This window comes from Serratia sp. LSHTC3, from assembly GCF_057197125.1.
This window is the reverse complement of sequence record NZ_JBXUNP010000001.1, coordinates 184233-197219: the sequence shown is the minus strand read 5'-3', so window position 1 is coordinate 197219 and position 12987 is coordinate 184233. Positions and strand designations below refer to the sequence as shown.

Below are 12987 nucleotides of genomic sequence, written 5' to 3'. Positions count from 1 at the left end.
GTTCAACTCTCCCCTTTCGGCGCCCAGCCGTCGTTGTGCCACAGATGCAGCGTGGCGTAAGAGCGCCACGGGCGCCAACGTTCAGCGTAGCGTTCTATCTGGCGCGGCGTCATGCCGGGAAAACGCTGTTTGATCAGGTAATCGCCGGCCAGGAACACGTCCGGCCACGACCAGGCGCGCATCGCGATATAGCTGGCGGTCCAGCTGCCGATACCCGGCAGCGCGGTCAGCGCCTTGATGCCCTGTTCGATATCCAGCACGTTGTCGAGCTGCAGCCGCCCTTCGCCCAGCGCGCGGGCGATCTCGATCAGCGCCGCCGCGCGCTTCAGCTGCACCCCGAGCGGGCGCAGTTCTTCGGGCTGCAGCTGCGCCACCCGTTCTGCGGTGGGGAAGACATGGGTGATGCCCTCATGCGGCGTCGCCAGGGCTTCCCCCCAGCGTTCAGTCATCCGCCCGGCGAAGGTCGCCGCCATTTTTACGCTGACCAACTGGCCCAGCACCGCCCGCGCCGCCTGCTCGAAACTGTTCACGCAGCCCGGCAGGCGCAATCCCGGCGCATCGGCCGCCAGCGAGCCCAGCGCCTCATTGATGCGATCCGGCGCGGCATCCAGATCAAACAGCAGGCGCACCCGGCGCAACACCTCCGTCGTCACCAGACTGAGCGCAGGCGCGATCTCTACCCGAACCCGATTGCGCGCTTCTTCCGGCTGCACGCTGACCCAGCCGCGGTGTTCCGTGCCGCCCAGGCTGACGGCGATCGAGCGCAGGTAGCGGCGTCCGTCGACCCGCTCCACGCCCTGCACGGCGCGCGCCTGCAAGAAATTCAGCATGCGCTCCCAGTCATAGGGCGGCCGATAGCCCAGGTGAAACACCAGCCCACTGGCGGCGGCCCGTTCACCGCGCGCGCCGCCGCTGCGCAGCGCTGACGGGATCAGGCGATAGCGCGCCTTGAACAGCTCGTTGAAACGCCGCAGGCTGCCGAATCCGGCGGCGAACGCCACCTCGCTGAGCGGCAGATCGGTGTCCGCCAGCAGGCGTTTGGCCTGCAGCAGCCGATGCGACTGGGCGTAATCGATCGGTGAGGCGCCAAACTGTTCGGCGAAAATGCGCCGCAGATGGCGATCGGAAATGCCCAGCCGCGCCGCCAGCGCTTCGCAGCTGTGTTCAGACAGATACCCCTGCTCGATGAGCTGCACTGCCACCTGCGCATAGCGGTTGCCCAGATCGATCAGCGCCAGGCCGGGCGCCAGCTCCGGCCGGCATTTGAGGCAGGGGCGAAATCCCGCCAACTCTGCCGCCGCCGCGCTCGGATAAAAGGTGCAGTTTTCCAGCTTCGGCGTGCGGGCGCTGCACACCGGGCGGCAATAAATGCCGGTGGAGGAAACGCCGACGAAAAAACGTCCGTCGAATTTGCGGTCACGCGCGCGCAGCGCGTCGTACAACGCTTGCTGTTGAGTATTCATGGCAACGCTCGGGGTCGGTTTTTTCTGCATTATGGGGCTCGGCTGGCGTGCTGACGTGCGGAATTCGGACATTAAGTTAAGCACGCCGCCGCCGCGCCCGCTAAATTTTTCGACACTCGCGCATTGGCGCATTGCCCGCCGGCCTCGTCTCGGGTAAAGTCGCCCCCCTTCATTGGCATGGGGACAAAAAAGAGATGTTTATTGGATTCGATTACGGGACCGCCAACTGTTCCGTTGCAGTGATGCGCGACCACGGCCCCGAGCTGTTGACGCTGGAAAACAACGCGCCCTATCTGCCTTCGATGCTGTGCGCGCCGACCCGCGAAGCGGTGAGCGAATGCCTGCACCGCCATTGGCAGATCCCAACCGGCAGCGAAGAAAACCAGCAGTTGCTGCGCCGCGCCATCAGTTACAACCGCGAAGAAGACATTCCGGTCAACGGCGACAGCGTGCTGTTCGGCCTGCAGGCGCTGGCGCACTACATGGAAGATCCGGAAGAGGTGTACTTCGTGCGCTCGCCGAAATCCTTCCTCGGCGCCAACGGCCTGAAGCCGCAGCAGATCGCGCTGTTCGAAGACCTGGTGTGCGCCATGATGTTCCACATCAAACGCCAGGCGGAAAATGTGCTGCAGACCGGCATCGATCAGGCGGTGATCGGCCGGCCGATCAACTTCCAGGGTATCGGCGGCGACGAAGCCAACCGGCAGGCGCAGGGCATTTTGCAGCGCGCCGCCGAACGCGCCGGTTTCAAGGACATTGAATTCCAGTTCGAGCCGGTGGCGGCGGGGCTGGACTTCGAGGCGACGCTGAGCGAAGAGCAAACCGTGCTGGTGGTGGACATCGGCGGCGGCACCACCGACTGCTCGGTGCTGCTGATGGGGCCGCAGTGGCGCGACCGCGCCGATCGCCAGCAGAGCCTGCTGGGCCACAGCGGCTGCCGGGTCGGCGGTAACGATCTGGACATCATGCTGGCCTTCAAACAGCTGATGCCGCTGTTCGGCCTCGGCGGCGAAACCGCGAAGGGCATCGCCCTGCCGGCGCTGCCTTACTGGAACGCGGTGGCGACCAACGACGTGCCGGCGCAAAACGACTTCTACAGCGCCGCCAACGGCCGCGTGCTGCGCGATCTGATCCTCGACGCGGCGGAGCCGGAAAAGGTGAAACGCCTGCTGAAAGTGTACCAGCAGCGCCTGAGCTACCGACTGGTGCGGGCGGCCGAAGAGAGTAAGATAGCCCTGTCCGGCCAAACGGCCATCAGCGCGCCGCTCAATTTCGTGCAGGCCGATCTGGCGGAGAGCATCAGCCAGGATCAGCTCGCCGACGCCATCTCGCAGCCATTGATGCGCATCCAGGAGCAGGTCAGCGCCGCATTGGCCAGCAGCCAGACCGCGCCGCAGGTGATCTACCTGACCGGCGGCAGCGCGCGTTCGCCGCTGCTGCGCGCCGCGCTGCAACAGCAGCTGCCGGGCATTCCGATCGTCGGCGGCAACGACTTCGGCTCGGTCACCGCCGGGCTGGCGCGCTGGGCGCAAACGCTGTTCCGTTGACAGCCCAAGGGCGCGGCTCGCCGCGCCTTTGTTTATTGGAGGCCCTATCATGTCCACCTTGCTTACCCTCGACAGCGCCAGGCTGCGGCTGCGCCCCTGGCGTGACGACGATCTGCCGGCCTTCGCCGCGCTTAACGCCGATCCGCAGGTGATGCGCTATTTCCCGGCGCTGATGACGGCCGAGGAAAGCCGCGCGCAGGCCGAACGCATCCGCGCCTTCATGCAACAACACGGCTGGGGGCTGTGGGCGGTGGAAGTGAAAGACGGCGCGCCTTTTATCGGCTTTGTCGGGCTGGCGCGGCCGGGTGACGACCTGCCCTGCTCCCCCTGCGTGGAGATTGGCTGGCGGCTGGCGGCGGCTCACTGGGGCAACGGCTACGCCGCTGAGGCGGCGCGCGCCGCGCTGGCGTGCGCCTTCGACACGCTGCACCTGCCGGAAGTGGTGTCCTTCACCGCCGAAGATAACCAGCCGTCGCGCCGGGTGATGACGCGCATCGGTATGCGCTTCGACGGTGAAACCTTCCTGCACCCGCGCCTGCCGGCGGGCCATCCGCTGCAACAGCACGTCTTGTACCGGCTTAACCGGCAAACGTGGCGCGAACGCCACGGCGATTAATACAGCGTATCCTTCAGCCGCTGCGGCAGCGCGCTGTCGTACTCCTCACCGTCGAAGCGCGTTTGGCTCACCGCGGCCAAGATTTGGCCGGGGCTGGGCAGCGCCGAACGTTCGAGGCGGCGGCCCTCTTCCCACAACCCCGAACGCAAGATCGCCCGGCTGCACTGGAAGAACACCGCCTCCACCCGAATGCGCAGCACCGAACGCGGCAGCTGGTTGCGGTGGGCGAAGCGCTGCAACACCGCCGGCGCCACCACGATCTCCGCCCGCCCGTTAATCCGCAGCGTTTCGCCGATGCCGGGGATCAGCAACAGCAGCGCCACCCGGTTATCGTGCAGGATATTGCGCAGGCTATCGATGCGATTATTGCCGCGCCGGTCCGGCAACAGCAGGGTTTTCTCGTCTTCGATCTGGATAAAACCGGCCGGATCGCCGCGCGGGGAGACATCCATGCCGTCCGGCCCGACCGTCGAGAGGGCGGCAAACGGCGCCGCCTCGATAAACGGACGGTACGCCGGGTGGATATAGCTGACTTCTTTAAAAACCGAGGGCGCGGCAGGTTTGCCGTAAAGCTGTTCCAGCGCCGCGAGGTCGTTGATGATATCGCCAGACATTGCAGTTTCCTGAATAAGTCATATTGACCCCTTCAGCATAGAGCAAAATCGCCGGCGGCTCTTACTCAGCGCTGGCGTGGTTCAGCGTCTGAATGTCGTCCGCATCCAGCGTCAGGCGGGTGGCGCTGACCAACTCATCCAGCTGCGGCAACGAGGTGGCGCTGACGATCGGCGCGGTGATGCTCGGACGCGCAATCAGCCAGGCCAGCGAGACCTGCGCCGGAGAGCTGCCGTGTTTACCTGCCACCTGATCCAGCGCCGCCAGAATGCGGAAACCGCGCGGGTTCAGGTAGCGTTCGACGATGCGATCGCCGCGCTGGCTTTTGCCCTCGTCCGCTTTGCTGCGGTATTTGCCGGTCAGGAAGCCGCTGGCCAGCGCAAAGAAGTTGATCACCCCGAGACCATGGCGCTGCGCCACGCCTTCCAGCTCGGCTTCATACCCTTCGCGCGCATACAGATTGTATTCCGGCTGCAGGGTTTCGTAGCGCGCCAATCCGTTGCTTTCGCTCACCCGCAGCGCTTCTTCCAGGCGATCCGCCTGATAGTTGGAGGCGCCGATCGCCCGCACCTTGCCGGCCTTGATCAGCGCATCGAACGCCGCCAGCGTCTCTTCCAGCGGCGTATCGCGGTCATCGTCGTGCGACTGGTAGAGATCGATATAATCGGTTTGCAGACGGCGCAGCGAATCTTCCACCGCCTGCTGAATATAGCGCGGCGACAGCCCCTGTTTGCCTTCGCCCATCGGTTTGCCCACCTTGGTGGCGATGATCACCTGGTCGCGCTTGCCGCTCTTCTTCAGCCATTCGCCGATGACGGTTTCCGATTCGCCGCCCCGGTTGCCCGGCGCCCAGCTGGAATAAACGTCGGCGGTATCGATAAAGTTGAGCTGATTGTCCACCAGCGCATCCAGCAGATTGAACGAGGTCGCTTGATCCGCCGTCCAGCCGAACACGTTGCCGCCAAAGGTCAACGCCGGCACCTGAATGCCCGAACGGCCCAGTTGTTTCTTGCTCATCACAAAGGCTCCATGGGTTAAATGATTTGCCTGTTAATTATTAGCGCCAAATGCAGGAAATCGTTAAAACGTATTGGCTATAAGCCGGAATAAATCACTTATAAACATAGCACGCGCAAATCACCCACTTATTAAGACAATGCTGACGGTTCCTCCATATTTCCTTCATTTTTATGCCGTCTTCGCTGGCTAAACTAGTATCCTGTAAGGAGTGTCATTTTTGTGGCAATGAGTGCCCGCGCCCCTGCCTTTTGGAGAGAATTTTCACCACCATGAATGCAAAACCCCAACGTCGTTCCCTGCTGCTGCGCCTGCTGGCTGCGGCGATTGCGATCATCGTCGCCGTTCTGGCCTGGCGCCATTTCAGCGCAGCCCAACCGACCGCCGGGACGACGCCGGGCGCGCACCAGGCCGCCGGTAAAACGGGAGCGGGCCGCGCGGCGGGTGGCAGACGCGGCGCGCCGATGTCGCCGGTGCAGGCGGCGACAGCCACGCAACAAACCGTGCCGCGCTATCTTTCCGGCTTGGGCACCGCCACCGCCGCCAATACCGTGACCGTCACCAGCCGGGTCGATGGCCAACTGATGGCGATCCACTTTACCGAAGGCCAGCAGGTCAAAGCCGGCGATCTGCTGGCGGAGATCGATCCCCGGCCGTTCCAGGTGCAGCTGACCCAGGCTCAGGGGCAGTTGGCAAAAGATCAGGCCACGCTGGCCAACGCCCGACGCGATCTGGCGCGCTATCAGCAGTTGGTGAAAACCAATCTGGTTTCCCGTCAGGAGCTGGATACGCAGGCCTCGCTGGTGCAGCAAACCGAAGGCGCCATCAAAGCCGATCAGGGCGCGGTCGACAGCGCCAAACTGCAGATCACCTACAGCCGCATCACTGCGCCAATCGACGGCCGCGTCGGCCTGAAACTGGTCGACGTCGGCAACTACGTCACCAGCGGCAGCACCACCGGTCTGGTGGTGATCACGCAGACGCACCCGATCGACGTGGTGTTCACGCTGCCCGAAGGCAACATCGCCGATCTGCTCAAGGCGCAAAAAGCCGGGCCGGTGAGCGTCGAAGCCTGGGATCGCACCAACCAGAACAAGCTGACGACCGGTTCGCTGCTGAGCCTGGACAACCAAATTGATACCGCCACCGGCACCATCAAGCTGAAAGCGCGTTTCGCCAACGAAGATGACGCGCTGTTCCCCAACCAGTTCGTCAACGCGCGGCTGCAGGTGGATACCCTGCACGATGCGGTGGTGATCCCGACCGCCGCGCTGCAGATGGGCAACGAAGGCAACTTCGTCTGGACGCTCAGCGAAGACAACAAGGTCAGCAAACATCGGGTCACCGCCGGCGTGCAGGACAGCCGGCAGGTGGTGATCAGCGCCGGCCTCAACGCCGGCGATCGGGTGGTGACCGACGGCATCGATCGCCTGACCGAAGGCATGCAGGTGGAAGTGCTCGCGCCGAACGACGCGCCTGCGACGTCAAAAGCCAAGCGCGAACCTGACGTTCAGAGGAAGTCCTGATGCAGGTGATGCCTCCCAACGCCGGCGGCGGTCCGTCCCGCCTGTTTATTCTGCGTCCGGTCGCCACCACGCTGCTGATGGTGGCGATATTGCTGGCGGGGATTATCGGCTATCGCGCGCTGCCGGTATCCGCGTTGCCGGAAGTGGACTACCCCACCATCCAGGTGGTGACGCTATACCCCGGCGCCAGCCCGGACGTGGTCACCTCCGCCATTACCGCGCCGCTGGAACGCCAGTTCGGCCAGATGTCCGGCCTGAAGCAAATGGCGTCGCAAAGCGCCGGCGGCGCCTCGGTGGTGACGCTGCAATTCCAGCTGACGCTGCCGCTCGACGTCGCGGAGCAGGAAGTGCAGGCGGCGATCAACGCCGCCACCAACCTGCTGCCGAACGATCTGCCCTACCCGCCGATTTACAGCAAGGTTAACCCCGCCGATCCGCCGATCCTGACGCTGGCCGTCACCTCCACCGCCATGCCGATGACGCAGGTGGAAGACATGGTGGAAACCCGCGTGGCGCAAAAAATTTCTCAGGTGACCGGCGTCGGCCTGGTGACCCTGGCCGGCGGCCAACGCCCGGCGGTGCGCGTAAAATTAAACGCCGCGGCGGTCGCCGCCTATGGCCTGAACAGCGAAACCATCCGCGCCGCCATCAGCAACGCCAACGTCAACTCGGCGAAAGGCAGCCTTGACGGCCCGACCCGATCGGTCACCCTGTCCGCCAACGACCAAATGAAATCCGCCGACGACTATCGCCAGCTGATCGTCGCCTATCAAAACGGCGCGGCGATCCGCCTGCAGGATATCGCCACCATCGAACAAGGGGCGGAAAACACCCGGCTGGCGGCCTGGGCCAACCAGCAGCAGGCGATCGTGCTGAACATCCAACGCCAGCCCGGCGTCAACGTCATCACCACCGCCGACAGCATCCGCGAAATGCTGCCGACGCTGATTAAAAGCCTGCCCAAGTCGGTCGACGTTAAGGTGTTGACCGATCGCACCACCACCATCCGCGCCTCGGTCAGCGACGTGCAGTTCGAGCTGCTGCTGGCTGTCGCGCTGGTGGTGATGGTGATCTACGTGTTCCTGCGCAACGTGCCGGCGACCATTATCCCCAGCGTGGCGGTGCCGCTGTCGCTGGTGGGCACCTTCGCCGCCATGTACTTCCTCGGCTTCTCCATCAACAACCTGACGCTGATGGCGCTGACCATCGCCACCGGCTTCGTGGTGGACGACGCCATCGTGGTGATCGAGAACATCTCGCGCTACATCGAGAAAGGGGAAAAGCCGCTCGACGCCGCGCTGAAAGGGGCCGGCGAGATCGGCTTCACCATCATCTCGCTGACCTTCTCGCTGGTGGCGGTGCTGATCCCGCTGCTGTTCATGGGCGACATCGTCGGCCGCCTGTTCCGCGAGTTCGCCGTCACGCTGGCGGTAGCGATTTTGATCTCCGCCGTGGTGTCGCTGACGCTGACGCCGATGATGTGCGCGCGCATGCTCAGCCACGAATCTCTGCGCAAGCAGAACCGTTTTTCCGCCGCCTCCGAACGCTTTTTCGAGCGGGTGATCGCGCGCTACGGCCAGTGGCTGAAAACGGTGCTTAACCATCCCTGGCTGACGCTTGGCGTGGCCGTGGGCACCCTGGCGCTGACGGTGCTGCTGTACCTGCTGATCCCGAAAGGTTTCTTCCCGGTGCAGGACAACGGCATCATTCAGGGCACGCTGGAAGCGCCGCAGAGCGTCTCGTTCAGCAACATGGCCGAGCGCCAGCAGCAGGTCGCGGCGCAGATCCTCAAAGATCCGGCGGTGGAAAGCCTGACCTCGTTCGTCGGCGTCGACGGCAGCAACGCCACGCTCAACAGCGGCCGGCTGCAGATCAACCTGAAACCGCTGAGCGAACGCAGCGACCGCATTCCGGCGGTCATCAGCCGCCTGCAGCAGCAAACGGCGCAGTTCCCCGGCGTGAAGCTGTACCTGCAGCCGGTGCAGGATCTGACCATCGATACCCAGGTCAGCCGCACCCAGTACCAGTTCACCCTGCAGGCGATGTCGCTGGACGATCTCAGCCTGTGGGTGCCGCAGCTGATGGATGAGCTGAAGCGCACCCCGCAGCTGGCGGACGTCACCAGCGATTGGCAGGATCAGGGGCTGGTGGCCTACGTCAACGTCGATCGCGATTCGGCCTCGCGCCTCGGCGTCACCATGAGCGACGTGGACAATGCGCTGTACAACGCCTTCGGCCAGCGCCTGATCTCCACCATCTACACCCAGGCCAACCAATACCGCGTGGTGCTGGAGCACGACGTCAGCGCGACACCGGGGCTGGCGGCGCTCAATGAGATCCGTCTGAGCGGCAAGGACGGCGCCGTGGTGCCGCTGAGCGCCATCGCCAAAATCGAAGAGCGCTTCGGCCCGCTGTCGGTCAACCATCTCGATCAGTTCCCATCGGCCACCGTTTCGTTCAACGTCGCCGACGGCTACTCGCTCGGCGAAGCGGTGGACGCGGTCACCCAGGCGGAAAAAAATCTCAACATGCCAAGGGACATCACCACCCAATTCCAGGGGGCGACCCTGGCCTTCCAGGCGGCGCTCGGCAGCACGCTGTGGCTGATTTTGGCGGCGGTAGTGGCGATGTACATCGTGCTGGGCGTGCTGTATGAAAGTTTCATTCACCCGGTGACCATCCTCTCCACCCTGCCGACCGCCGGGGTTGGCGCGCTGCTGGCGCTGATGATGGCCGGCAGCGAGCTGGACGTGATCGCCATCATCGGCATCATCCTGCTGATCGGCATCGTGAAGAAGAACGCCATCATGATGATCGACTTCGCGCTGGCGGCGGAACGCGAGCAGGGCTTATCGCCGCGCGACGCCATCTATCAGGCCTGCCTGCTGCGTTTTAGGCCGATCCTGATGACCACGCTGGCGGCCCTGCTCGGCGCGCTGCCGCTAATGCTGAGCACCGGCGTCGGCGCGGAGCTGCGGCATCCGCTCGGCGTCTGTATGGTCGGCGGTTTGATCATGAGCCAGATCCTGACGCTATTCACCACGCCGGTGATCTACCTGCTGTTTGACAAACTGGCGCGCAACACGCATCGCCAGCCGGATACGCAGGAGCTGCCGTGAAATTCTTCGCCCTGTTCATTCACCGGCCGGTGGCCACCACCCTGCTGACGCTGGCCATCGCCATCAGCGGCGCGATCGGCTTTCGCCTGCTGCCGGTGTCGCCGCTGCCGCAGGTGGATTTTCCGGTGATTTCGATCAGCGCGTCGCTGCCGGGCGCCTCGCCGGAAACCATGGCGTCCTCGGTGGCAACGCCGCTGGAGCGCGCGCTGGGCCGCATCGCCGGGGTTAACGAAATGACCTCGATGAGCTCGCTCGGCAGTACCCGGGTCATTTTGCAGTTCGATCTCGATCGCGATATCAACGGCGCCGCGCGCGACGTGCAGGCGGCGATTAACGCCGCGCAAAGCCTGCTGCCGACCGGCATGCCGAGCCGCCCCAGCTACCGCAAGGTCAACCCATCCGACGCGCCGATCATGATCCTGACGCTGACCTCGGACACCTACAGTCAGGGGCAGCTTTACGATTTCGCCTCCACCCAGCTGGCGCAGAAGATCAGCCAGACCGAGGGCGTCGGCGACGTTTCCGTCGGCGGCAGCTCGCTGCCGGCGGTGCGGGTGGAGCTGAACCCTTCGGCGCTGTTCAATCAGGGCGTGTCGCTGGACACCGTACGGCAGGCCATCGCCAACGCCAACGTGCGCCGCCCGCAGGGCACCGTGGAAAACCCGCAGCAGCGCTGGCAGATCCAGGCCAACGACGCGCTGAAAACCGCCGATGCTTATCGTCCGCTGATCATTCATTACAACAACGGCTCGGCGGTGCGTTTAGCCGACGTGGCCGAGGTCAAAGACTCGGTGCAAGACGTGCGCAACGCCGGGATGACCGACGCCAAACCGGCGATCATTCTGGCCATCAGCCGCGCGCCGGACGCCAACATCATCGAAACCGTCGATCGCATTCGCGCCGAACTGCCCGCCCTGCAGGAGAATATCCCGGCTTCGATTCAACTCAACGTCGCGCAGGATCGTTCGCCGACCATCCGCGCGTCGCTGGCCGAGGTGGAGCAGTCGCTGGCGATCGCCATCGGGCTGGTGATCCTGGTGGTGTTCATCTTCCTGCGCTCCGGGCGCGCCACGCTGATCCCGGCTGTCGCCGTACCGGTGTCGCTGATCGGCTCGTTCGCCGCCATGTATCTGTGCGGGTTCAGCCTCAACAACCTGTCGCTGATGGCGTTGACCATCGCCACCGGTTTTGTGGTGGACGACGCCATCGTGGTGCTGGAAAACATTTCCCGCCACGTCGAGGCCGGCATGAAACCGATCAACGCCGCGCTGCTGGGCGCGCGGGAGGTCGGTTTCACCGTGCTGTCGATGAGCGTTTCGCTGGTGGCGGTGTTTATCCCGCTGCTGCTGATGGAAGGCCTGCCCGGCCGGCTATTCCGCGAGTTCGCCGTCACTCTGTCGGTGTCGATCGGGCTGTCGCTGATCGTCTCGCTGACGCTCACGCCGATGATGTGCGCCTACCTGCTGCGCCACCAGCCGCCGCGTTCGCAGCGGCGGGCGCGCGGCTTCGGTAAAATGCTGCTGGGGCTGCAGCAGGGCTACGGGCGCTCGCTGAACTGGGTGCTCGGCCACTCGCGCTGGGTGCTGGCGGTGTTCCTCGCCACCGTTGCGCTCAACGTTTGGCTGTATATCAGCATCCCGAAAACCTTCTTCCCGGAACAGGATACTGGCCGCCTGATGGGCTTTATCCAGGCCGACCAAAGCATTTCGTTCCAGGCGATGCGCGGCAAACTGGAAGACTTCATGAAAATCGTGCGCGAAGATCCGGACGTGGAAAACGTCACCGGTTTTACCGGCGGTTCGCGCACCAACAGCGGTTCGATGTTCATCTCACTGAAACCCCTGTCGGTACGCAGCGACGACGCGCAGAAAGTGATCGCCCGCCTGCGCGCCCGCCTGGCCAAAGAACCGGGCGCCAGCCTGTTTCTGATGGCGGTGCAGGATATCCGCGTCGGCGGCCGGCAGGCCAACGCCAGCTATCAATATACGCTGCTGGCGGACGATCTCGCCGCGCTGCGCGAATGGGAGCCGAAGATCCGCACCGCACTGGCCGCATTGCCCGAGCTGGCGGACGTCAACTCGGATCAGCAGGATAAAGGCTCGGAGATGGATCTGGTCTACGATCGTGAAACCATGGCGCGCCTCGGCATTTCGGTGTCCGACGCCAACAACCTATTGAACAACGCCTTCGGCCAGCGACAGATTTCGACCATCTACCAACCGCTCAACCAATACAAAGTCGTGATGGAAGTGGCGCCGCCCTACACCCAGGACGTGAGTTCGCTGGACAAAATGTTCATCATCAACAACGAAGGCAAAGCGATACCGCTCTCCTACTTCGCCAGTTGGCGGCCGGCCAACGCGCCGCTGTCGGTCAACCATCAGGGGCTGTCCGCCGCCTCGACCGTCTCCTTTAACCTGCCGGACGGCGGCAGCCTGTCGGACGCCACCGCGGCGGTCGAGCGCACCATGACTCAGCTCGGCGTGCCGTCTACGGTGCGCGGCGCGTTCGCCGGCACCGCCCAGGTGTTCCAGGACACCCTGAAGTCGCAGCTGATCCTGATCCTGGCGGCGATCGCCACGGTGTACATCGTGCTCGGCGTGCTATATGAGAGCTATATCCATCCGCTGACCATCCTTTCCACGCTGCCTTCCGCCGGCGTGGGGGCGCTGCTGGCGCTCGAGCTGTTCGGCGCGCCGTTCAGCCTGATCGCGCTGATCGGCATCATGCTGTTGATCGGCATCGTGAAGAAAAACGCCATCATGATGGTCGACTTCGCGCTCGAGGCGCAGCGCAACGGCGGCATCAGCGCCCGCGAGGCGATTTTCCAGGCCAGCCTGCTGCGTTTCCGGCCGATCATGATGACCACGCTGGCGGCGTTGTTCGGCGCGCTGCCGCTGGTGCTGACCCGCGGCGACGGCGCGGAGCTGCGCCAGCCGCTCGGCATCACCATCGCCGGCGGCCTGGTGATGAGCCAACTGCTGACGCTGTACACCACCCCGGTGGTCTACCTTTACTTCGACCGGCTGCAGGCGAAGTTCCGCCGCAACAAGCAACTGGCCCCGCTGCCCCATTAATGGCCGACCG

Annotated in this window: 8 protein-coding genes; 5 read left to right on the top strand and 3 right to left on the bottom strand. The window is 64.2% G+C overall.

The genetic code is table 11. The features are described 5' to 3' along the window. Positions 1-2: 2 nt before the first annotated feature. Entirely contained in the window at positions 3-1493 is a 1491-nt protein-coding gene (gene alkA, locus AC2CGI_RS00955; RefSeq protein WP_075684604.1) for a DNA-3-methyladenine glycosylase 2, read from the bottom strand. A 164-nt stretch (positions 1494-1657) separates the two neighbouring features. Between alkA and yegD the strand changes: the two genes are divergently transcribed. Together yegD and AC2CGI_RS00945 are read left to right on the top strand one after the other, a co-directional pair. After that, positions 1658-3010, top strand: a complete 1353-nt coding sequence (yegD, locus tag AC2CGI_RS00950; protein WP_033632391.1) for a molecular chaperone — start codon at positions 1658-1660, stop codon at positions 3008-3010. A gap of 49 nt (positions 3011-3059) precedes the next feature. Further along, the gene (locus AC2CGI_RS00945) at positions 3060-3626 is read left to right on the top strand and encodes a GNAT family N-acetyltransferase (RefSeq protein WP_075684606.1); all 567 of its coding nucleotides are present in this window, start codon (positions 3060-3062) and stop codon (positions 3624-3626) included. Here AC2CGI_RS00945 and AC2CGI_RS00940 read toward each other — a convergent pair. Together AC2CGI_RS00940 and AC2CGI_RS00935 are read right to left on the bottom strand one after the other, a co-directional pair. Beyond that, positions 3623-4240 (bottom strand): pyridoxamine 5'-phosphate oxidase family protein, encoded by a 618-nt coding sequence (locus AC2CGI_RS00940; RefSeq protein WP_004941582.1) that lies wholly within the window; start codon positions 4238-4240, stop codon positions 3623-3625. The two genes, AC2CGI_RS00945 and AC2CGI_RS00940, sit on opposite strands and share 4 nt — an antisense overlap. Before the next feature lie 61 nt (positions 4241-4301). Beyond that, positions 4302-5255, bottom strand: coding sequence for an aldo/keto reductase (locus AC2CGI_RS00935; protein WP_015378734.1), 954 nt, complete (start codon positions 5253-5255; stop codon positions 4302-4304). Positions 5256-5527: 272 nt separating this feature from the next. Between AC2CGI_RS00935 and AC2CGI_RS00930 the strand changes: the two genes are divergently transcribed. The 3 genes from AC2CGI_RS00930 to mdtC are packed head-to-tail and all read left to right on the top strand — an operon-like array spanning position 5528 to position 12977. Further along, complete coding sequence (locus AC2CGI_RS00930; protein WP_004941577.1) at positions 5528-6781, top strand: MdtA/MuxA family multidrug efflux RND transporter periplasmic adaptor subunit; 1254 nt, start codon at positions 5528-5530, stop codon at positions 6779-6781. Continuing rightward, entirely contained in the window at positions 6781-9900 is a 3120-nt protein-coding gene (locus tag AC2CGI_RS00925) for an MdtB/MuxB family multidrug efflux RND transporter permease subunit (protein ID WP_049239886.1), read from the top strand. The genes AC2CGI_RS00930 and AC2CGI_RS00925 overlap by 1 nt, the downstream gene beginning before the upstream one ends. After that, entirely contained in the window at positions 9897-12977 is a 3081-nt protein-coding gene (gene mdtC, locus AC2CGI_RS00920) for a multidrug efflux RND transporter permease subunit MdtC (RefSeq protein WP_076741108.1), read from the top strand. The genes AC2CGI_RS00925 and mdtC overlap by 4 nt, the downstream gene beginning before the upstream one ends. Positions 12978-12987 lie beyond the last annotated feature (10 nt).

Bases quoted from the DNA above. Each gene is read 5' to 3' on its own strand.
- alkA (WP_075684604.1), bottom strand. From the start codon at position 1,493: ATGCAGAAAAAACCGACCCCGAGCGTTGCCATGAATACTCAACAGCAA.
- yegD (WP_033632391.1), top strand. From the start codon at position 1,658: ATGTTTATTGGATTCGATTACGGGACCGCCAACTGTTCCGTTGCAGTG.
- AC2CGI_RS00945 (WP_075684606.1), top strand. From the start codon at position 3,060: ATGTCCACCTTGCTTACCCTCGACAGCGCCAGGCTGCGGCTGCGCCCC.
- AC2CGI_RS00940 (WP_004941582.1), bottom strand. From the start codon at position 4,240: ATGTCTGGCGATATCATCAACGACCTCGCGGCGCTGGAACAGCTTTAC.
- AC2CGI_RS00935 (WP_015378734.1), bottom strand. From the start codon at position 5,255: ATGAGCAAGAAACAACTGGGCCGTTCGGGCATTCAGGTGCCGGCGTTG.
- AC2CGI_RS00930 (WP_004941577.1), top strand. From the start codon at position 5,528: ATGAATGCAAAACCCCAACGTCGTTCCCTGCTGCTGCGCCTGCTGGCT.
- AC2CGI_RS00925 (WP_049239886.1), top strand. From the start codon at position 6,781: ATGCAGGTGATGCCTCCCAACGCCGGCGGCGGTCCGTCCCGCCTGTTT.